The organism is Streptomyces sp. CG4 (genome assembly GCF_041080655.1).
Lineage (GTDB): Bacteria > Actinomycetota > Actinomycetes > Streptomycetales > Streptomycetaceae > Streptomyces.
Map to the genome: position 1 here is coordinate 9,071,453 of NZ_CP163525.1, position 21,230 is coordinate 9,092,682.

Here is a 21,230-nt window from a genome sequence, read left to right on the forward strand (position 1 = left end):
TTCTTATACCCGTTCTTATGTATGACGCGTAGACTCCCGCTTCCGTACCGGCCTGGTCCGCACGGCAGTTCCATGTCACGCCTCACCTGTGAAGCGTGTGTGTATCTGCGCTGTTCGGGCAGCTGGTTTGCTAGATTGCGCAACTACGCAAGCAAGGTGGAGCGGCATGCTCCGCCCGCCCCGTACCTCGCCGCGCGGGCCGGGCCGTACACCCCACGGCCCGGACTGACGGGCCCGACCGTTCATGGGAGTGGGAGATGAGCGACCCGTGGGACGGGCCCTCCGGCCAGGCCACGCGCAGCCGTAATGCGCGGGTGCCCGGACAGCGAGCGGCCGAGCCCGACGGGGCGCGTCCGACCGGCGGCCGGGCGGCGGCCAGAGCGGCCGCCCGCGCGCGCGGCGGCAAGCGGGCACGCCGGGCCCGTCAGGTGGGTCGCGGCCGGAAGGTGCTGAAGATCCTCGGGATCGGCCTGTCGACCATCATCGTGGTCACGGCCGGTGCCGGCTGGTGGTTCTACGAGCACCTGAACGGCAACATCCACAGCCTCTCGCTGGACGGCGAGGGCGGCAGCGAGAAGGCCGACGCCTTCGGCCGCACCCCGATCAACATCCTGGTCATGGGCTCCGACGGCCGCACCAGTGCGGCCGACTGCAAGCTCGGCGGCGGCTGTTCGAAGACCGGCGTGCAGACCGGCAGCAACGCGGACGTGGAGATGGTGCTGCACATATCCGCCGACCGCTCCAACGCGACGGTGATGAGCATCCCGCGCGACACCATGACCAAGGTCCCGGCCTGCAAGGACAGCGAGTCGGGCCAGTCCACGTCCGGCTACTACGGTCAGATCAACAGCGCACTGCAGTACGGCCCCGCCTGCCAGGTGGCCACCGTCCACCAGCTCACCGGCATCCCGATCGACCACTTCGTCAAGCTCGACTTCTCCGGCGTCGTGCAGATGTCCGACGCGGTCGGCGGTGTCTCCGTGTGTGTCAGCGACAACGTCTACGACACCTACTCGCACCTGAAGCTCTCCAAGGGCACCCACACCCTCAAGGGCGACGGGGCGCTGGAGTTCGTCCGCTCCCGGCACGGCTTCGGCGACGGCAGTGACCTCGGCCGTACGACGACCCAGCACATCTTCCTCAGCGCGATGATCCGCAAGTTCAAGAGCGCGGGCACACTCATCGACCCCACCGCGGTCTACGGCCTGGCCGACGCCGCGACCAAGGCGTTGACCGTGGACGACGGTCTGGGCACGGTGAAGAAGCTGATCTCGCTCGCGTCGGACGTGAACAAGGTGCCGACGCAACGGATGACGTTCACGACGATGCAGACGGCCCCCGATCCGGGCAACAAGGAACGCCTGGTCGTGGGCCCGGGTGCCAAGACCCTCTTCGCCACCATCTCCAACGACCAGTCGCTGACCACCGGTTCCGGCCAGAAGGCCGCGGCGGCCTCGGCGACCGCGAAGGCCACCGCCCCGGCCGTACCGGCGGCGCAGATCGCCGTCACGGTCGAGAACGGCACCGCGGTCACCGGCCGTGCCTCGGACATCGCGTCCGCGCTGACCGACCAGGGCTTCAGCTCCGCCACGACCACGGCCAACGCCCCGAGCCCCGCGACGACCACCACCCTCACCTACGGCGCCGACCAGAAGGACGAGGCACAGACGGTGGCCAAGGCGCTCGGTCTGTCCTCCGGACACCTGAAGCAGGGCACCGGCAGGGGCCTGACCCTGGTGATCGGCGGCGACTGGCCGAGCGGCACCAGTTTCCCGGGCGGCAGTTCCGCACCGGCACCCGCCGACACCCATGCCGCGGTGTCCAACGCGCACGCCTCCACGGCCGATCAGGCCAAGACCTGCGCCAAGGTCAGCCCCTACAAGACGGTCAGCGTCAACGGCGTCTCCATGACACCGTCCGAGGCGTACGCGGCGGCGCGCGGCAAGCCCGACTCGGACGCCTGACCGGCGGCGAGGGACCTGGCGCACCGGTGGCACAGCGGGAGCGGCGGGCGGCGCGGCCGCGTGCCGCTCCCGGCCGGTCAGGGGCTGGCGATGTCGAAGCCGTAGCGCAGGGGCTCGGTGGTGATGGTGTAGTCCCTGCGGTACAGGTACACCGCCTCGGCGCGCACGCCGCCGGGCGGTGCGGCCTCGATGCGGCAGGGGTACGTCACCTGGATCACGCGCGGCCGGTCGGAGACCTTCATCCGCAGCCCGTCCGCCGGCCCTCCGTCGAGCACGGCGGTCTCCCAGCCCTTCACTTCGGTAGTCTCCACAGCCGACAGTTTAAGGGTTGCGCAAATATTCGAAACGGTGAGCCGGGTCACGGGTACGTCCGGCGTGCCGCCCGTCAGTCGACCCGGCGGGACATGAAGAGTGCCCGCTCGCCCGCCGACTCCGTGCCGTCGTAGAGCGTGGTGTCCAGTCCGCAGAAGGCGAAGCCCATGCGCAGATAGGCGCGGACGGCGGGAGCGTTGATGTTGCTGACCTCCAGCCACACATGAACCGCCCCGCACTCCCGCGCGAAGTCGAAGGCGTGCCGCATCAGGGCCGATCCGATACCCCTGCCGCGCCACCGCGGTGCCACCTCGACGTCGCGGATGGTCACGCGCGCGTTCCAGGGCGCGAAGGAGGCCTGGAGGAAACCGCACAGTTCGTCGCCGGCGACGGCGACCACCGTCCGCGTCGGCTCCGCATCGCCGTCGTCGTCATCGGGCTCATCCGGGAAGGTCTTGTGGAGGGGTACGTCCAGCGCGGTCTCCCGGATCGCGAACACCCCGTCCGCGGCGGTCACTTCGAACACCGAGTCCGTGGTGAAGGACCCGTCGATCTCCGCCATGGCCGCGAAGTCCTCGGCCCGTGCGGGCCGGTAGGCGACGGGCCCGGCCTCGCCGGAAACCATCGCGTCGTCTCCAGTCGTCCTCATGGCCCGACCCTACAAAGAGTGCAGGCCGAACGAGGAACTGAGCGTGTGCGCACGGCACTTGAGGCCGTCACACCTCGACGGCACGGAACCGTTGCCCGGCACGGGGGACGTCCCCGCCGAGTCCCGCAGCCGGCGTCGGACTACGCGGGCCGCTGGGAGGCCGCGGCCTCGGGACGCAGATCGGACAGGGTGAGCAGGTGGGCCGGGGGTTCGGGCAGGGCGATGCGTGAGGTCACCTCCTGCTCGGGGCCGACATGGAGCAGCTCGCCGGGCGCCATGAGCTGCCAGTGCGGGCTCTCGTCCATGCGCTCGCTGGCCACGACGACGGACGGAGCATCGCCCAGATGCGCTGAGCGCACCCGCAGACGTCCGCCCCGGCCGGTGTGGTCCAGATGCCGCGATCCCTCGTGGCCTCCGGCCGGGCGCCGCAGGACGTACAGCTCATGGGTGTCGGGATAGCGCAGGGCCCACAGTTCCCGCGCGGTGACGAGGACGATGTTCAGGGCGTACAGGGGCAGATGGGCGGCGACCCAGCGTGCGGCGGCACCGATGCCGGCCGACACGTCCCCGCCGTGCGCCGCGGTCTCCCGCGTCACCAGGGCGAAGAAGCGCTCGGAGTCGGTGTCGCCGTGCACGAGCGAGCGGTCCGTGCCCAGATGGCGGTCGAGTGCGTCGAGCCCCTCGATCACGCCGTTGTGCGCGAACAGCCGCCCCTGCTGCTCGAAGGGGTGCGTGTTGCGCAGGTCCAGCCCGCCGGTGGAGGCGTACCGGATGTGTGCGAGGAAGGTGGCCGACTCCACCTCGCGGGCCTCCTGGGCGAACGCGCGGTCCTCGTAGGCGGCGATCGGTGCCTTGTGCACCTCCGCGGTGCCGTCCGCGTCGAAGTACCCGAGTCCGGTGCCGTCGGGTTCGCGGTGACTCTGGGCGCTGAGGCTGTCGGGGGCGTCCAGCAGCCAGAACGTGGCGTGCGTGCGGAGCGGGGAGCTGATCAGCCCGAACAGCCGGCACACGGCAACCTCCTCGTCACCCGTCTTGCGTTCGGGCCCCGACCCCGGACGCCCGGACGACCATCGTCCCGCGCGCCGGCCGTTCCCGCACCCGGCGGCACCGATGGCATTCGGTCGCGCACCGGCGGCGGGGTACGGCAGTCGGCCCCGCCGCGGACCTCCTCAACCGGCCGGTCGCAGCACCGAGTCGAGTGCCCCGTCGATCGTCGAGTGGGTGAAAGCGAACCCGGCCTTGTGCAGGGCGGCCGGTACGACGCGTGCGCTGCAGGTGACGCTCGCGGCGAACCCGCCGAGCGCCGCGCGCAGGGCGAAGGCGGGTACGGCGGCGAACGCCGGGCGGTGCAGGGCACGGCCGAGTGCCCGGGTCACCTCGCGGTTGGTGAGCGGCTCGGGGGCCGTGAAGTTGACGGGCCCGGAGAGTTCCTCGGCGTCGAGGGCGAAGCGCAGGGCCGCGATGTGGTCCGTCAGCGAGATGAACGGCCAGTACTGGTCGCCGGAGCCGAGCCGGCCGCCCAGACCGAGACGGAACAGCGGGAACAGACGCCCGAAGGCGCCGCCCTCGGCGGACACGACCAGTCCGGTGCGCGGGTGCACCACGCGGATGCCGGCCTGCCGGGCCGGGTCGGCCGCCGCCTCCCAGCCGACACAGACGCGGGACAGGAAGTCGTGCCCGGGGGACTCGCTCTCGTCGACGGTCCGTTCGCCGGTGTCGCCGTAGTAGCCGGTCGCCGACGCGGACACCAGGACCCGCGGCGGGGCGGCCGAAGCGGCGCAGGCCCGCGCGATGGTGTCGGTGCCCCGTACCCGGCTGTCGTGGATCTCCTGCTTGTAGGCGGCGGTCCACCGCTGGTCGCCGACTCCCGCACCGGCCAGATGCACGACCGCGTCTACGCCGTCCAGCGCGCCCGGCTCGACCCGGCCCGCGACCGGATCCCAGTGCGCGGACGCGCCGGCGTCCCCAGAGGCGGCGGCGGAGCGGTCGCGGACGAGCCGGACCACCTGGTGGCCGTCCGCGAGGAGTGAGCGGGTGAGGGCGGAGCCGATGAGTCCGGTGGACCCGGTGATCGCGACGCGCATGGCGTCCTCCCGAAGAGCTTCGTGTCCGTGATTCAAATTTGAATCACGCGCGCACGATACACGGGGTGCTTGTAAGTTCAAGTAAAGGGCTCGTGTTTGACGGTGTTCGTCCCGTGACCGGAGCCACAGGCGCCGCCCGGAACTCGCCCGCTCTTCGGCCCGACTCCTGAATCGTCGCGGCGCCAACCGGCCGCCGCCGTACGACAGGACCTGGAGACGCGGTTGATGGACGAGTCCCGGCAATCCGCCTCGGGCGCGGGATCGGTGTGGCGGAAGGCCGCACCACCGCCCGCCCTGTGCGGCTTCCTCCTGCTGCTGGCGCTGATGTTCACGGTGGCCTACGCCGTCGGCGCGGCCGCCGGACCCGTCGCCCCCGGCATGCACGGCACGAGCCCCGGCCGAGCGGGCGACGGCGGCATGGACATGGGCGGGATGCATGGGGGAGGCGGCCGATGACCACGGAATCCGCCGCCCCCGCGACCACGACGGACCTGACCGTCGGCGGCATGACCTGCGCGGCCTGCGTCCAGCGCGTCGAGAAGAAGCTCGCCGGACTCGACGGCGTCACGGCGACCGTCAACCTGGCCACCGGGCGCGCCCGGGTCAGTCATCCGCCGCAGATCAGCCCGGCGGAACTCGTCGCGGTCGTGGAGAAGGCCGGTTACACCGCCGAACTCCCCGAGCCGGAGAAGAAGAGGCGCGCCGCGGACGGCGACCACGACGAGACCGCCGACGCCGGGCCGGAACGCGGGCGGCTGCTGATCACCGCGCTGCTGGCGGTGCCCGTGCTGGTGCTGTCGATGGTGCCGGCCTGGCAGTTCCGGAACTGGCAGTGGCTGTGCTTCGTCCTGGCCGCGCCCGTCGCCGTGTGGGGAGCCTGGCCCTTCCATGTGCGGGCGCTGCGCGGACTCCGGCACGCGGCCGCGACCATGGACACGCTCGTCTCGCTCGGTGTGACGGCGTCCTTCTCCTGGTCGGCGTACGCGCTGTTCCTCGGCGGCGCGGGTGCTCCCGGGATGCGCATGCCGTTCACTCTGGTGCCGTCCGCGACCGACGGGGTCGCGCACCTCTACCTGGAAGCCGCCGTCGGCGTCCCCCTGTTCGTGCTGGCGGGCCGGTACCTGGAGGCCAGGGCCCGGCGGGGCACCGGGGCGGCCCTGCGCTCACTCGCCCGACTCGCGGTCAAAGAAGTGGCCGTACGGCAGCAAGGCACCGAACGGCTCATCCCCGCCGAGGAGTTGGACGTCGGGCACGTCTTCGTCGTACGTCCCGGAGAGCGCGTCGCCACCGACGGGGAGGTGACGGAAGGCAGTTCGGCTGTGGACCTCTCCCTGGTGACCGGCGAGAGCGAACCCGTCGAGGTCGGGCCGGGCGCGGCCGTGGTCGGCGGTGCCGTCAACTGCGGTGGGCTGTTGCTCGTGCGGGCCACGGCGGTCGGCGCCGACACCCGGCTCGCCCACATCGCGCGGATGGTGACCGAGGCCCAGACCGGCAAGGCACGGGCGCAGCGGCTCGCCGATGCGGTGGCCGGCGTGTTCGTGCCGGTCGTGCTGGTGCTGGCCGTCACGACACTCGGGTTCTGGCTGGGTGCCGGAGCCGATCCGCAGGCGGCCGTCACCGCGTGCGTGGCCGTGCTCGTGGTGGCCTGCCCCTGCGCGCTCGGGCTGGCGACCCCGACCGCGCTGATGGCCGCGACGGGCCGGGGCGCCCAGCTCGGCGTGCTCGTCACCGGCCCGCAGGCCCTGGAGGGGCTGCGCCACCTCGACGCGGTCGTCCTCGACAAGACCGGCACGCTCACCTCGGGCCGGATGAGCGTCGCCCGGGTCACCGCCGTACCGGACGGACTCGGCGGCGGGACGGTGCTGCGTCTGGCCGGGGCCGTCGAACAGGGCTCGGAGCACCCGCTGGGGCGGGCGATCGTGGCCCACGCGGGCGGGGCCGGACTGCCCGAGGTGGCCGAGTTCAGGGCCGTACCGGGGGTCGGGGTGCGCGGTACCGTCGAGGGGCGGCTGGTCGAAGTCGTCGCCCCCGACGGGGAGTTGCCCACCTCGCTGGCCGCGGCGCTGCCGCACGCCGAGGCCGCCGGGCACACCGCCGTCCTCGTCCGCGTGGACGGCGTCGCCGAGGCCCTGATCGAGGTCGGGGACGCCGTGCGCTCCGGCAGTTACCGGGCCGTCCACCGGATGCGGCGCCTCGGCATCCGCCCGGTGCTCGCCACCGGCGACCGCGAAGGGCCCGCCACCGCCGTCGCCGCGGAACTGGGCATCGAGGAGATCCACGCCCGCTGCACCCCCGAAGACAAGGCCCGGCTCGTGCGCGAGCTCCAGGAACAGGGCTGCCGTGTGGCGGTCGTCGGCGACGGGGTCAACGACGCGGCCGCCCTGGCCCGCGCCGACCTGGGCATCGCACTGGGCGGCGGCACGGACGTAGCGATCGGCGCCGCCGACGTGACCCTCGTCCGCGGGGACATCGACGCGCTCCCCGACGCGGTACGGCTGGCCCGCCGGGCGCTCGGCACGATCCGCGCCAACCTGGCGTGGGCCTTCGGCTACAACGCCGCCACCGTCCCGCTCGCCATGACCGGCCTGCTCAACCCGATGCTCGCCGCGGCGGCGATGTCCGCCAGCTCCCTGCTGGTCGTCGGGCACAGCCTGCACCTGCGCACCTGGCAGCCCGCACCCGCCCGGAGGACCGCCCGATGACCACCAGCACGACCGACGGCGTGGCCGGTCCCTCGTGGCGGCCCAGTCGCCGTCGGCTGACCGACTCGCTACTCGCCGCACTCGCGCCCGTGGCCGCCTTCAGCCTCGCGCTGGCCGGCCTGACCACCTGGGTGACGGCGGGCCAGGCGGGCCGCCCGGCCAGGATCGCCGTCACCTCCGGGCGGGTCCTGCTGCCCTACGGCGCCACCACCGAGACGGCCGCCTTCTTCACCGTCACCAACAGCGGCGGCGCGGACGACCGGCTGGTCCGGGTGACGTCCTCCCGCACCGGCGGGGACATCGGCCTCAGCCGGCACCGGATGAGCGGTCGTACGGCCGCCTACCGGGACGCCGTGGACTCCGTGTCCGTTCCCGCGGGCGGTGCGGTGGCCATGTCGCCGCGCGGGCCGGCCGTGACGCTGCGGGCACGCCCCGGCTGGCGCGCGGGCGACCTCGTGCCGTTCACGCTGCACTTCGCCCACAGCGGGGCGGTCCGCACGCTCGCCGTGGTGGTCCGCCCGGGCGACGGCGCCGCCTGACGAACCCGCGGACCCGTTCTTCCGCCTTCTGTGGCGGTCGTAGGCGACGGCACGCCGGTTCCCGGACTTCGCGGATTCCTCGGTGACATGTGTCATATCCGGCGCGGTGAGTGCGGGGGAGGGGTGATGTCCGTACCCCCGCACGACGACGAAAGCCGGGATGCGAGGATGGGCCGCGATGACAGCAGGGTGGTGTTCGCGCACGGTTCGGGCCGCGGTGTTCGCGGCCGTCTGTGTCGTGCTCGCCGCCCTCGGCCACGTCCTGATGTCCGGCCAGGATGTGCCCGCCTGGGCGCTGGCCGCAGGTCTCCTTGCCACCGGTGCGGTGGGCTGGTGCCTGACGGGGCGTGAGCGCGGGCCGCGGCTGATCGTGCCGCTCGTGGCCGCCGCCCAGACGGCGCTGCACACGGCGTTCTCCTTCGCCCAGTCGGTATCCGGGAGCACCCCGCCCCTGGCAGCCGGACACACCGGCATGGACATGGGCATGGGGTCGATGCCCATGGGCTCCACGCACTCCGTGGACTCCATGGGCATGGGCCACATGGGCATGGGCCACATGGGCATGGGCCACATGGACATGGGTCACATGGGCATGGGCCACATGGGGCACGCGTCCATGAATCCCCTGCAGCACCTGGGGCATTCCCTGGGCGTCGGCGACGCGTCGTCGTTCGGGATGGCCGCGGCCCACCTGCTGGCGGCGCTCTTCACCGGGCTCTGGCTGGCCCATGGCGAGAAGGCTGTCTTCCGGATCCTGCGGGCCGTGGCCGGATGGCTGGCCGCGCCGCTGCGGCTGCTGCTGGGGGCCCTGCCCGTCACCGGCGAGCGTCCGGACCAGCGGCTGTGCCGGCCCCGCTCCGACCGGGCGCCGAGCCTCGACCTCCTCATCCATGCGATCACCTCGCGCGGCCCACCCGTGGGGACCGCTGTCGCCTGACGACAGCCGGTATCCCGAGGCCGCCCCAGTGCGCCTCGGGCCACGGTCGTACGCCCGCGCCCGCGCCGCAGCACGCCTGGGCCGCCGCACCGCTGTGCCGTAGCACTTCCGCGCTGCGGCACTCCTGCGCAGCCGCATCTTCCGCGCCGCAGCACGTCGGTGTCGCCGCAGTCGGGGTGCCGTTCGCGCTCCGGCCGCAGCCCCGTGCTGTGCGCCCCGCGCGCCGTAGGGCCGTCTCCCCCCTCACCGGACCGTGCGCGCTCAGCCGTGCCCCGGTCCGGTCACGGTTGACCCGAGAAGGACACCAGGTGATCACTCCTGTCCTGCCCGCAGCGCGGACCGCATGCGACCCGGCGGCATCCCCCGACGAGTCGATAACCGCTTGGGCGCTGGCCGCCCGCGGCGGTGACGCGGACGCGGTCGAGCACTTCGTCCGCGCCCTGCAGCGCGACGTCCAGCGCTATGTCGCCCATCTCTGCACCGATCCCCAGGCCGTCGACGACCTCGCGCAGGACACCTTCCTGCGTGCCATCAGCAGCCTGCACCGCTTCGAGGGCCGCTCCTCAGCACGGACCTGGCTGTTGTCCATCGCGCGCCGCGCGGTGATCGACAGCTATCGGTACGCCGCCGCGCGGCCCCGGCTGTCCGACGTGCCGGACTGGCAGCTGGCGGTGGAGTCCGCGCAGCCGCGGGGCCTGCCCGGATTCGACGACGGCGTCGCCCTGCTGGACCTGCTGGCCTGTCTGCCCGACGAGCGCCGCGAGGCGTTCGTGCTCACCCAGCTGCTCGGCCTGCCCTATGCGGAGGCCGCCGAGATCAGCGCCTGTCCCGTCGGCACGGTCCGCTCCCGAGTGGCCCGGGCCCGGGCGACGTTGATGGACCTGCTCGACGGTGGGGGCACCTCCCCCGCCCTTTAGGCGGTGAGGGAGGAGCGGCCCGCCGCCGCGCCGGCGGCCTGAGCCGCCCGGAGGGTGACGCCCGGAGGGTGACGCCCGTCGCACGCGGCCGGCGTCACCCTCCGCACCGGATCACCGGTGCGCGGGAACTCGCGGCACGTCCGCCCCGACTACTGGACCGGGTGACGGAGGTTCACCCGTGTACCGAGTGGATCCGGGAGTTTTTCGATGCGTTCCCGTGCGTGGGGCGGTACGGCGGCCGTCGTACTGGGCGCCCTGCTGGTGACGGGCTGCGGCGGCGGGACGAAGGAGGACGCCGCGGACACCGGCCCGGGGGCGACCGGATCCGGCGCCCACCCGGTGACCGTGACCGACTGCGCCGGCGCCGCGACCACCTTCGCCAAGGCCCCCAAGAGGATCGTCACCAGCAACGCCGCCAGCTTGGAGCTGCTGCTGCGCCTGGGGGCGGGGGACCGGGTGATCGGCACCGGATTCCCGCCCGGCAAGGGCACGCTGCCCGGCGCCCTCGACGCACAGGCGCGCAAGGTCGAGGTGCTCAGCCGGAGCGTCATCCCGAAGGAGAAGCTGCTCGGCTCCGGCGCCGACCTCCACCTCGACACGTTCGCCGACATGGGCGCCATGGGCGGTGGTGGGATGGGCGACGCGCCGACCGAGGACGAGTTCAAGGCGGCCGGCATCCAGCACATCTACCTGAAGTCCACCGCCTGCGCCGCGCGGAGCAAGAAGCCGGTCACCGACCTGTCGGGCGTCGAGTCGGACATCACCACCCTCGGCGCGGTCACCGGCACGAGCGCACGGGCCAAGGAACTCGTCGCCGGTATGCGTGAGAAGACCGACGCGGTCGGCAAGGCGATCGGGAACACACCGCCGCGCAGCCGCCCCTCGTACTTCTTCTTCGACTACGACGCCGGGACCAAGCAGCCCACCGTCGTCTGCGACCGCCAGGTCGCCAACGCCGTGATCACCCTCGCGGGCGCCCGCAACGCCTTCGCCGACTGCGCCGGTGACTACCGGCAGGTCGGCTGGGAGGACGTCATCGCCAAGAACCCCGACTGGATCCAGCTCGGCGTGCGCGACCGGGGCAGTGCGGCGGCGAACGAGAAGGCGTTCGGCGAGGCGGAACAGTGGCTGAAGGCCACCCCGGCCACCAAGGGCCTCAAGGCCGTCAAGGCGGGCCACTTCCTGCGGATCGGCTCCGAGCGGACCACCATCGCCGGCGTCGAGAACGCCGACACCGTACGGGAGATCGCCCGCACCCTCTACCCCGGCAAGGTCGCGTGACCGTGCGTACCGCTCTGTCGCGACGCGAGGACGCGGCCGCCGCCGACGGCGCGCGCATCCTGCCCGCCGGACCGTTGCTGCTGGTCCTGGGAGCCGTCCTGCTCGTGGCCCTGACGACGGCCGTGGCCTGGGGGTCGACGTCCGTCCCGCCCGCCGAGGTGTGGAACGTGGTCGGGCGCAGGCTGTCCGGCGCGGCCCCCCGGCCCGGCACCGACGACCTGATCGTCTGGCAGCTCCGTGTGCCCCGCGCCCTGCTCGCCGCGCTCGTCGGCGCGGGTCTCGGCCTCGTGGGTACGGCGGTGCAGGCGCTGGTGCGCAACCCGCTCGCCGATCCCTATCTGCTGGGCATCTCCAACGGTGCCTCGCTCGGTGCCGTCGGCGCCCTCGTGCTCGGCCTCGGTACCGGCGGCGTCCTGGGCCTCGGGCTGTCCGGAGCGGCCTTCGCCGGAGCGCTCGCCACCTTCGCCCTGGTGTGGGCGGTGGCCGCCCGGCGCGGCGGGTTCGCGCCGCTGCGCCTGGTGCTGGCCGGGGTCGCCATCGGCCAGTTCCTGTCCGGCTTCACCAGCTATCTGGTGCTGCGGTCCGGCGACGAACAGCAGACCCACAGCGTGCTGTTCTGGCTCATGGGCAGCCTCGGCGGGGCGAACTGGGACCTCCTCGCGGTCCCGGCCGTCGCCGTACCCGGCGCCTGGCTCTGCCTGCAGGCCCGCGCCCGCGGTCTGAACGCCCTGCTGATGGGCGACGAGACGGCCGCCGGACTCGGGATCGACGTCGGCCGGCTGCGCCGCGAACTGTTCACGGTGACCAGCCTGCTCACCGGCGTACTGGTCGCCGTCTCCGGGGCGATCGCGTTCGTCGCGCTGATGGTGCCGCACGTCTGCCGGCTGCTGGTCGGCGGCGACCACCGACGGCTGCTGCCCGTCTCCGCGCTGGCCGGGGCCGTACTGCTCGTGGTGGTCGACATCGTCTGCCGTACGGCCATGGACACGCAGGAGCTGCCGGTCGGGGTGGTCACCTCCCTGCTCGGGGCTCCGGCGCTGCTGTATCTGCTGGACCGGCGCCTGGGGAGCGGCAGTTGAGGATCGAGATCGAGGACCTGCGGGTGGCGTACGCGGGCCGTACGGTCGTGGCGGGCGCGCATCTGGTGGCGGCCGAGGGCGAGATCACGGGCCTCGTCGGCCCGAACGGCAGCGGCAAGTCCACCCTGCTGCGCACGGTGTACCGGCACCTGCGACCGGCCGCCGGCCGGGTGCTGCTGGCCGGGACCGACCTCCGCGAACTGTCTCCGGCCCGTTCCGCCCGGCATGTCGCCGCGCTGCCCCAAGAACGCGACAGCGACTTCGAACTGACGGTGCGTGAGGTCGTCGCCATGGGGCGCACCCCGTACAAACGGGCGTTCGCGGGCGAGGACGCCACCGACCGGGACGTCGTCGCCCGCGCTCTCGCCTACGTCGGCATGGCCGGCCAGGCCGGACGCCGCTTCACCGCCCTCTCCGGTGGTGAACGTCAACGCGTGCTGCTGGCCCGGGCGTTCGCCCAGGAAGCGGACGTCCTGGTGCTGGACGAGCCCACCAACCACCTCGACATCCGGCACCAGGTCGACCTCCTCGCCCTGCTGCGCACCCGGCGCCGTACGACCCTGGTGTCGCTGCACGACCTCAACGCCGCCGCGTCCGTCTGCGACCGGCTGCATGTGCTGCACGCCGGGTCCGTGGTCGCCTCGGGGCCGCCCCGCGAGGTGCTCACCCCGCCGTTGCTGGCCGACGTGTTCGGGGTGCGTGCGGCCGTGGTCGACCACCCGCTCACCGGCGACCCGCTGATCGCGTTCGACCACCGCACACCGGCTCGCCCGACGAGCTGTGCACCGACTCGTTAGCACGCCCCACCCCGTCCCCCGCTGATCCAGGAGTTCCCATGTGCGGAATCACCGGCTGGGCGTCCTTCCACGGCGACGCCCGTGCCCAGGTCCCGGTCATCGAGGCCATGACCGCCACGCTCGCCCCGCGCGGCCCCGACGCCGGCGGCATCTGGCTCGGCGAGCGGGCCGCCATCGGCCACCGCCGGCTGGCCGTCATCGACATCGAGGGCGGCACCCAGCCCATGCCGGACCGGCCCGACGCACCCGCCCTCGTCCTCAGCCACAGCGGCGAGATCTACAACCACCACGAGCTGCGGACCGAACTGCGCGCTCGTGGGCACCACTTCCGCACCCGCAGCGACACCGAGGTCGTGCTGCGCGCCTACGCCGAATGGGGCGAGGCCGCCGCCGAGCACCTGGACGGCATGTTCGCCTTCGCCGTCTGGGACGAGCGTGCCCAGAAGCTGGTGCTGGTACGGGACCGGCTGGGCGTCAAACCCCTCTACTGGGCACGGGTGGCCGGCGGCCTCGCCTTCGCCTCCGAGCCCAAGGCCCTCTTCGCCCACCCGGAGCTACGGCCGCGCGTGGACGCCGACGGACTCCGGCAGGCGTACAGCCTGCTCTTCGAGACCGGGCCGACGCTGTGGGCCGGAGTCCGGGAGGTGCAGCCCGGCGGACTCCTCGTCCTGGACCGCGACGGCGTCCATGAGCGCCGGTACTGGAACCTGGAGGCCGCGCCCCACACCGACGACCTGGACACCACCGTCGAGCGGATCCGCACCCTGGTCGGCGGCGCGGCGCGCGCCCAGCTGGAGGCGGACGTCCCGCTGTGCAGTCTGCTGTCCGGCGGCATCGACTCCACCGTCCTGACCGCCCTGCTCGCCGACGAACTCCGGCTGCGCGAAGGCCCGGACGCCCGGATCCGCTCCTACGCCGTCGACTACAGCGACCAGGCCGAGCGGTTCACCGGTGACGTCCTGCGCACCGGTCACGACACCCCGTACGCCATCGAGGCCGGCGCCTTCATCGGCACCGACCACAGCACGGTCGTCCTCGACCCGCGCACCCTGCTGGATCCCGAGCACCGCACGGCCGTGGTCGTGGCCCGGGATTCGCCCATCGGCGTCGGCGACATGGACACCTCGCTGTATCTGCTGTTCGGCGAGATCCGCCGGCACTCCACGGTGGCCCTGTCCGGCGAGGCCGCGGACGAGGTCTTCGGCGGCTACCCCTGGTTCCACCAGGCCCAGGCCCTCGCCGCCGACACCTTCCCCTGGCTGCTGGTGACCGGGGACGAGGCCGCCATGCCCCTCAACCCCGAACTCGACCTGCGCATCGGCGAGTTCCGTGCCGACACCTATCGCAGTGCCCTGGCCGCCGTACCGCACCTCGACGAGGAAACGCCGGCCGAGCACCGGCAACGCGAGCTGCAGCATCTGTCCCTGACTCGCTGGCTGCGCCAACTCCTGCACCGCAAGGACCGGTTGAGCATGGCTCGGGGACTGGAGGTGCGGGTCCCGTACTGCGACCACCGGCTGGTCGAGTACGCCTTCAACGTGCCCTGGTCGCTGAAGAGCCACGACGGCCGGGAGAAGAGCCTGCTGCGCGCCATGGGCGCCGGCCTCGCCCCCGAGTCGGTCCTGCACCGCCCCAAGAACCACTACCCGGCCACGCACCACCCCGACTACAACCGAGGCCTGCAGCAGCTGGCCCGGGACGCCCTCGCCGAACCACAGGTACGCGCCCTGGCCGACGAGACCCGCATCAAACCCTGCCTCGACACCCCGCCCGACCGACTGCGGTGGGGCCACCGGCTGCGCCTCGAACGCGTCGTCGACCTCGCCCTGTGGCTGGACCACCACCGACCCGAACTCGCCCTCTGAGGAGCCCGGCGTGACCGCCCACGAACCGACCACCGCCACCGACATCCAGGAACCCGTCCCGGAACCCGTCCCCCTCATGGGCTGCCCCTACAAGAGCAACCCCTACCCGCTCTACGAGCGGATGCGCGAGGCCGGGCCGGTCCACCCCGTCCTCTTCCCGAGCGGCGTACAGGCCTGGCTCGTCACCGGATACGACGCCGCCCACGCCGCCCTGGGCGACGACCGGCTGGGCAAGAACCACGACCGGGGCAACGACCGCTGGCGCGCCCGCGCCTCGATCATGCCCGAGCCGCAGCACTCGCAGCTTCAGGTCCATCTGCTGCATCAGGACCCGCCGCGGCACACCCGGATGCGGCGCTTCGTCACCGAAGCCTTCACACCCCGCCGGATCGAACAACTCCGCCCGAGGATGCAGGAACTGGCGGACCGGCTCGTCGACGCCCTGCCCGACACCGGCCCCGCCGATCTCGTCGGCGGTTTCGCGGCGCACTTCCCCTTCCAGGTGCTGGCCGAGGTCATCGGCCTGCCGCAGGACCTGGCCGTCCGCTTCGACCGCGACTGGGGCAAGGTGGTCCAGCCGGTCGGCCCGACCGACCCGGGCCGACCGCTGTACGAGACCCGCCTGCACGGCCTGCAGAGCTACATCGCCGAGGTTGTCGCCCACAAACGCGCACACCCGGACGACGACCTCCTCAGCCGCCTCGTCGTGGCCTGCGACCAGGGCGAACTGTCCCAGGAGGAGCTGGACTCGATGATCTTCCAGCTCCTGGTCGCGGGCCAGGAACCGGTCACCAACCAGATCACCACCGCCCTGATCGCCCTGTTCCGCCACCCGGCCCAGCTCGACCGGCTCCGCGACGACCCCTCCCTGCTGCCCCGCGCGGTCGAGGAACTCCTGCGCTACGACAGCGCCTTCGAGCTCACCACCTGGCGCTTCTTCGACCAGGACAGCGACCTGCACGGCACCCCGGTCCCGGCCGGCGACTCCGTGATCGTGTCCCTGTGCGCCGCCAACCGCGACCCGCGCCGTTTTCCCGATCCCGACACCCTCGACCTCGACCGCGCCCCCAACGCGCATCTCGCCTTCGGCCACGGCATCCACTTCTGCCCCGGCGCGGCCCTCGCCCGCGCCGAACTCCAGATCGCCCTCGGCACGCTCCTCACCCGGCTGCCCGGCCTGCGTCTGGCCATCGCGGACGAGGAGATCCAGTGGATCCCGGCGGTCCTCGGCCGCGGCACCAACCACCTGCCGGCCGACTACGACCGCGGCCTCTGACGAGGTCCCCGGACGGGGGTGGTGTCACCCCCGGCCCCCCCCTCCCACACATCCGTACGCCTCCCGGAGACCCGTATGCCATTGGCGACCGCGCCGGACACCCGCATCACGAGCATCAGCGCCGCCGTCCTGGACCTGCTCCTGCCCCACCACCGCACCACCGACCCGGCGGCCCCCGCGCCCCTGACGGCATTCCCGCACCAGCTACGCCGCATCGCCGACTTCGTACGCCGCGGCGCCCCGGTCGTCTTCACCCTCCCCGGCTTCCCCTGCAAGTCCCCCAACCCGGCCAAGGTCCTGGGCCACCTGCCCGACCAGGGCGAACGCCTCTCCCTCGGCTTCCTGCACCGGCTCTGCACGGACATCGAGCGGATCCACCCGCCCGGCGCGCGCATCGTCATCTGCTCCGACGGACACGTCTTCGGCGACGTCATCCAGGTCCCCGACCTCCACATCGACGCCTACGCCGACGAACTGCGCGGTCTCATCACCGGCCTGGGCCTCACCAGACTCTCCGCCTTCGACCTGCGCGACGTGCTGGGCGACCTGCCGTACGACAGGAAGCGCGCCCACATCCACCGGCAGTACGCACCCAGCGTCGAGGCACTGCGAGCCGAGGTGCACACCGACGACCAGACACGCGCCCTGTACCGGGGCGTCACCCGCTTCCTCGTCGAGGACACCGCCGACTTCCCGGGCACTCGCTCCACCCTCCAACGCGCGTGCCGGCAGCGGGCGTACGGCGTCCTCCAGCGCAGTCGCGCGTGGGGCGCCCTGATCGCCGAACACCACCCAGCCGCCGTACGGCTGTCCATCCATCCGCAGCCGATCGGTGCCGCGAAGTTCGGCATCCGCCTGCTGGACGCGCCGGACGCCTGGACCACCCCCTGGCACTCGGCCGCCCTGCACCGAGCGGACGGAACCTGGACGCTGATGCCGCGTACCAGGGCCGCACGGCTGGGGCGGCTGGTGACGGTCGACGGCAGACCGAGCCACTTCCGTCAGGAGTGAGCCGCGTGCGCTCCCGTCCGACCGCGGTGGCCCGCACGGGACAGCCTGACCCGCTGTACGAGGTCCAGGGCGGCCGGCTGCCAGGCGCGATAGGCGAATCCGAACCCGGCGTCGCGCAGCCGGCCCGGGACCACCCGGCGGCTCTTGAGCAGCAACTCCGTGTCCGAGCGCAATGCGAACGCGCCCAGCTCGGCCATCCACCGCGTCGCCGGCAGGCCCACGGGGACGCCCCAGGCCGCGCGCAGTGCCCGCATGAGGTCCCGTTGCGGGAGCGGGCCGGGGGAGGCGAGGTTCACCGGCCCGTCGATGTCGTCCCGGTCGATCAGGAACTCCACCGCGCGGACGAAGTCCTCGTCATGGATCCAGGAGACGTACTGCGCACCGCCGGCGACCGGCCCGCCCAGCCCCAGCCGGGCCAGCCCCAGCAGGACGTCGAAGACCCCGCCCCGGTCCGGGCTCATCACCATCGCCGAGCGCAGTGCCACCTTCCGGGTCGCCGGTGTGGACGACTCGGCCTGCGCCCGCTCCCAGTTCTTCGCGATGTCGACGCTGTAGGACCAGTAGTCCGGAACCCCGGCTTCCGAGCCGCCGATCACCCCTGTCGCCTCGTCGTTCGCCGCGTCGAAGCGGTGGGAGTAGATCGTCGCCGTGCTCATCTGCAGCCACACTCGCGGTGGCCGCGCGGCGGCCGAGATCGCCTCCCCGACCACCCGCGCCGAGTCCACCCGCGAATCCATCATGGCCCGCAGGTTCTCGGCGGTGTAGCGGCAGGAGACGCTGCGTCCGGCCAGGTTGATCACCACATCGCTGCCGTCGATCACCTCGGCCCAGCGGCCGAGCGTGACCCCGTCCCAGCCGACCTGCCGCGCCCGCACCGGATGCCGGGTCACCACGGTGACCTCGTGACCGGCTGCCGTCAGCGCACGGTCGAGAACCGTGCCGGCCTGACCGGTGCCCCCGGGCAGAACTATCTTCATCGAGCCCCCTCGGTTCGGTGCGCACAGCGTAGCCGTAGATTTGAACGCGTTCAAAATGGCGCGTACCCAAAGGGAGGGTGGTGGTTCGGCATCTCGCTACGACCCCGCGAAGGGACACGGATCATCCACTGGACGGACCGGGAGCGGGTGGCCCGGACCGTGCGCGGCATGCCGCGCCCCGGCGGACAGGAACTGCGGCGCACGGTGGACGACGTGGTGGCGTGGACGTTCTCGACGTCGTACTCGGCTCCGCACCTGCGGCTAGGAACCCTGGGCCAGAGCCGCGACCTCGGCGGCGGTGAGCGTCCTGCCGTAGACCCGGAAGTCGTCGACCGCCGCCTTCAGATAGGGGTCCGGGTACTGGGACCTGCCGATGTACGCGGACCGGATGTGGTTGCCGAAGTACCGGGGTTCGACGGTGACGGCCGTGTTCCGGCCCACCTCGTGGCCGTCGGCGTACAGCACGGCGGTGCCGGAGCCGTAGGTGACGGTCACATGGACCCAGCGGTCCGTCGGCAGTGGAGCGGTGTCGATGCGCTGCTCCGCTCCTCCGCCGCTCGTGGTGATCGCGTAGCGCAGGGTCCCCGCGTCGCTCAGCGGGGTGAGGAACATGTTGGCGCTCACCCCGGTCCCGAGGTCGAAGATCCGGCTCCAGGTGGCCGGCTGTCCGGTCAGGTTCACCCAGGTCGCCACCGAGTAGGCGGACGCCCCCGCCAGCAGGTCCTCGGCGAGCGCGACATGCCCGTCCGTGCCGTCGAGGGTCACGGCTCCGCCGATGTGCCCCTGGGCCCAGGCGGCCCCGCCCGTCAGTGTCGCCGTCCTGCCGTTGCCGGTGGCGTCGGCGGCCGAGCTGCCGGACGTCTCGTCGAAGCGATGCCAGGCGGCGAACTGCGGTGGCGGGGACGGGGGTCGGCCGGTCAGCCAGTACACGGTGTAGTGCTGGTGGTGGACGCGGGCGATGGGCAGCAGCGTGACCGTCTCGTCGTCGGCGGTCGCGGTGAACCGCAGCGGATCGGCCGATGCCTGCCGGACCGACGTGGTGTCCAGGCGGGGCATCCAGCTGCTCGCCGTGGAGCCGTACGCCCCGGCCAGCACCACGGGACCGTGCAGCACGGCCTGTACGTCCGGGTCGTCGGGGGCCGCCGCCACGGTCGTACGCATCGGCAGGGTCACCTCGACCCGGTCACCGGTCTGCCAGGCCCGGTCGAGGCTCAGCCGGCTGCCCGCGGCCGGACGGTCCGGCAGTGCACGGCCGTTCAGCTTGACGCGGGCGCCCGAGGCCCAGCCGGGGATGCGGACCAGGAGCTCGTGGTGCGCGCTCCCGGCCGTGACGGTGAGCACGGTCGAGGCGGAGTCGGGCAGTCGGGTGGACTGCCGCCAGGTGATCCCCTGCTCCTGCCAGCGCACCTCGGACGGGATGAACAGGTTGACCAGCAGGCGCCGTTCGTCGTGCGTGTAGATCGTGTCCGCGAACTTCGCGTGGGTCTCCATGCCGGTGCCGTGGTCGCAGGAGAAGTTGTCGTAGTCCGTGGAGTAGGCGTTCGGGTCGGTGCCCATGAAGGACGGCTGCTGCTTGAAGGAGCCGGGGCCGAGGCCCGTGTAGTAGATGTTGAAGCCGTGCGCGGAGCCGGGGTCCTGCTCGCCGAGCATCTGGTTGAACAGGGTGCGTTCGTAGGAGTCGAGCAGGTCCGCGCGGTCCGGATCCTCGCAGTGCAGCAGCCTGGTCAGCTTCAGCATGTTGTAGCTGTTGCAGTTCTCGCAGGTGCGGTTGGACAACTGGCCCGCGACGACGTCCGGTTCGTGGAAGGCCTCGCCGTTGCTGTTGCCGCCGATGACGTACGAGTGGTGGGCGGTGACGATCTGCCAGAAGTTCGCGGCGATGGTGCGGTAGCGGTCGGGTAGGCCCTCCTGCCACAGCCGCAGCGCGCCCACCATCTTCGGTATCTGCGTGTTGGCGTGCAGCCCCGCCAGCCGGTCCTCGCCGGCGGCCAGCGGATCGAAGACCCGGGCGTGGGTGAAGCGTTGGGCGACGTCCAGCCAGACGGCGTCGCCGGTGAGCGCGTGCAGATCGGCGAGGACGTCGTTCATACCGCCGAACTCGGTCTCCAGCACCCGCTGCATCTGCGCGTAACTCAGTTTTCCCGTACGGGTGTCGACCCACTCGCCGAGCTGGAGCAGCACATCGAGGGCCTGGTCATTCCCGGCCAGCCGGTACTGCTCGACCAGTCCTGCCATGATCTTGTGCAGCGTGTAGTACGGCGCCCAGACACCCGTTCCGGCTTCCAGCCGGTCGAAGAAGCTCTCCGGGAAGGCCGAGAGGTAGCCCTTGCCGTAGCCCGCCGACGGCGACGCGGCCTGGCAGGCGGCCAGGGCGGCGACGAGCCGGCGGCCCTTGTCGCGCAACCCGGTGTCGCCCGTGTTGGCGTAGGTGAGCGCGAGACCGGAGAGCAGATGGCCGGTGGAGTGCCCGCGCAACTCGACGGTCGGCGCCTCCCAGCCGCCGCAGGGCTGGGCGGTGCTGGGCAGGCCGACGTTGCGGCGGAAGGTGTGCAGCAGTCGGTCGATGTCGACGAAGCGCAGGTAGGCGGTGTTGCGGCGCTGGTTGTCCTGGAACGGTCCGGCCAGCAGGGTCACCGCGGTCAACGGGAACGGGGTTACCCGGGCGGCCTGTTGGTGAGGCGAACCGGCGCGGTGCGGTGCCGACCGGGCGACGGTCGCGTCCGTCACCGTCAGGGCCGCCGCGGCCGCGCCGGCAGCGCCGAGGAAGGACCGTCTGCCAAGGGGTGGGGTCACGAAGTCCTCCGCATGTCGATGGCTCGGGGGAGGAGGGTCCCGGCCTC

At 72.5% G+C, this 21,230-nt stretch carries 18 protein-coding genes; 12 read left to right on the forward strand and 6 right to left on the reverse strand.

Going from position 1 to position 21,230, the window contains the following annotated elements; genetic code table 11:
• The first annotated feature begins 257 nt into the window (after positions 1-257).
• Complete coding sequence (locus tag AB5L52_RS41850) at positions 258-1,964, forward strand: LCP family protein (protein ID WP_369368358.1); 1,707 nt, start codon at positions 258-260, stop codon at positions 1,962-1,964.
• Positions 1,965-2,041: 77 nt separating this feature from the next.
• Here the strand turns inward: AB5L52_RS41850 and AB5L52_RS41855 are convergent, their stop codons facing one another.
• From AB5L52_RS41855 to AB5L52_RS41870, 4 genes are all read right to left on the reverse strand, one after another.
• Positions 2,042-2,275, reverse strand: coding sequence for a hypothetical protein (locus tag AB5L52_RS41855; RefSeq protein WP_369368359.1), 234 nt, complete (start codon positions 2,273-2,275; stop codon positions 2,042-2,044).
• 74 nt (positions 2,276-2,349) lie between these two features.
• Complete coding sequence (locus tag AB5L52_RS41860; protein ID WP_369368360.1) at positions 2,350-2,925, reverse strand: GNAT family N-acetyltransferase; 576 nt, start codon at positions 2,923-2,925, stop codon at positions 2,350-2,352.
• Between the two features lie 140 nt (positions 2,926-3,065).
• The gene (locus AB5L52_RS41865; RefSeq protein ID WP_369368361.1) at positions 3,066-3,935 is read right to left on the reverse strand and encodes a class II glutamine amidotransferase; all 870 of its coding nucleotides are present in this window, start codon (positions 3,933-3,935) and stop codon (positions 3,066-3,068) included.
• 159 nt (positions 3,936-4,094) lie between these two features.
• Positions 4,095-5,009, reverse strand: a complete 915-nt coding sequence (locus AB5L52_RS41870) for a TIGR01777 family oxidoreductase (protein WP_369368362.1) — start codon at positions 5,007-5,009, stop codon at positions 4,095-4,097.
• A gap of 225 nt (positions 5,010-5,234) precedes the next feature.
• Between AB5L52_RS41870 and AB5L52_RS41875 the strand changes: the two genes are divergently transcribed.
• The 11 genes from AB5L52_RS41875 to AB5L52_RS41925 all read left to right on the forward strand — a co-directional run bounded on the left by AB5L52_RS41875 (position 5,235) and on the right by AB5L52_RS41925 (position 17,413).
• Entirely contained in the window at positions 5,235-5,465 is a 231-nt protein-coding gene (locus AB5L52_RS41875; protein WP_351570218.1) for a hypothetical protein, read from the forward strand.
• Complete coding sequence (locus tag AB5L52_RS41880) at positions 5,462-7,711, forward strand: heavy metal translocating P-type ATPase (protein ID WP_369368363.1); 2,250 nt, start codon at positions 5,462-5,464, stop codon at positions 7,709-7,711. Before AB5L52_RS41875 ends, AB5L52_RS41880 begins: the two co-directional genes overlap by 4 nt.
• Complete coding sequence (locus tag AB5L52_RS41885; RefSeq protein ID WP_351023427.1) at positions 7,708-8,250, forward strand: copper chaperone PCu(A)C; 543 nt, start codon at positions 7,708-7,710, stop codon at positions 8,248-8,250. The genes AB5L52_RS41880 and AB5L52_RS41885 overlap by 4 nt, the downstream gene beginning before the upstream one ends.
• A 178-nt stretch (positions 8,251-8,428) precedes the next feature.
• Positions 8,429-9,187 (forward strand): hypothetical protein, encoded by a 759-nt coding sequence (locus tag AB5L52_RS41890; protein ID WP_369368364.1) that lies wholly within the window; start codon positions 8,429-8,431, stop codon positions 9,185-9,187.
• Positions 9,188-9,495: 308 nt separating this feature from the next.
• A complete protein-coding gene (locus AB5L52_RS41895) occupies positions 9,496-10,104 on the forward strand; it encodes a sigma-70 family RNA polymerase sigma factor (RefSeq protein ID WP_351023431.1) in 609 nt (202 codons plus the stop codon).
• A gap of 207 nt (positions 10,105-10,311) precedes the next feature.
• On the forward strand, positions 10,312-11,385 hold the full coding sequence (locus AB5L52_RS41900) for an ABC transporter substrate-binding protein (protein WP_369368365.1): 1,074 nt from the start codon (positions 10,312-10,314) through the stop codon (positions 11,383-11,385).
• A 2-nt stretch (positions 11,386-11,387) separates the two neighbouring features.
• Positions 11,388-12,464 carry a FecCD family ABC transporter permease gene (locus AB5L52_RS41905; protein ID WP_369368366.1) on the forward strand — a complete coding sequence of 359 codons (1,077 nt, stop codon included), beginning with the start codon at positions 11,388-11,390 and terminating at the stop codon, positions 12,462-12,464.
• Positions 12,461-13,261 (forward strand): ABC transporter ATP-binding protein, encoded by an 801-nt coding sequence (locus AB5L52_RS41910; RefSeq protein WP_369368367.1) that lies wholly within the window; start codon positions 12,461-12,463, stop codon positions 13,259-13,261. The genes AB5L52_RS41905 and AB5L52_RS41910 overlap by 4 nt, the downstream gene beginning before the upstream one ends.
• A 38-nt stretch (positions 13,262-13,299) precedes the next feature.
• The gene (gene asnB / locus AB5L52_RS41915) at positions 13,300-15,126 is read left to right on the forward strand and encodes an asparagine synthase (glutamine-hydrolyzing) (protein WP_369368368.1); all 1,827 of its coding nucleotides are present in this window, start codon (positions 13,300-13,302) and stop codon (positions 15,124-15,126) included.
• Between the two features lie 76 nt (positions 15,127-15,202).
• The gene (locus AB5L52_RS41920; RefSeq protein ID WP_369369060.1) at positions 15,203-16,402 is read left to right on the forward strand and encodes a cytochrome P450; all 1,200 of its coding nucleotides are present in this window, start codon (positions 15,203-15,205) and stop codon (positions 16,400-16,402) included.
• A gap of 75 nt (positions 16,403-16,477) precedes the next feature.
• Positions 16,478-17,413 carry an L-tyrosine/L-tryptophan isonitrile synthase family protein gene (locus tag AB5L52_RS41925; protein ID WP_369368369.1) on the forward strand — a complete coding sequence of 312 codons (936 nt, stop codon included), beginning with the start codon at positions 16,478-16,480 and terminating at the stop codon, positions 17,411-17,413.
• Here the strand turns inward: AB5L52_RS41925 and AB5L52_RS41930 are convergent.
• Both AB5L52_RS41930 and AB5L52_RS41935 read right to left on the reverse strand, forming a co-directional pair.
• Positions 17,404-18,390 carry an epimerase gene (locus tag AB5L52_RS41930; RefSeq protein WP_369368370.1) on the reverse strand — a complete coding sequence of 329 codons (987 nt, stop codon included), beginning with the start codon at positions 18,388-18,390 and terminating at the stop codon, positions 17,404-17,406. The genes AB5L52_RS41925 and AB5L52_RS41930 overlap by 10 nt on opposite strands.
• 261 nt (positions 18,391-18,651) lie before the next feature.
• Positions 18,652-21,183: a beta-L-arabinofuranosidase domain-containing protein gene (locus AB5L52_RS41935; protein ID WP_369368371.1), complete on the reverse strand. Its 2,532-nt coding sequence runs from the start codon at positions 21,181-21,183 to the stop codon at positions 18,652-18,654.
• Between the last annotated feature and the right edge of the window lie 47 nt (positions 21,184-21,230).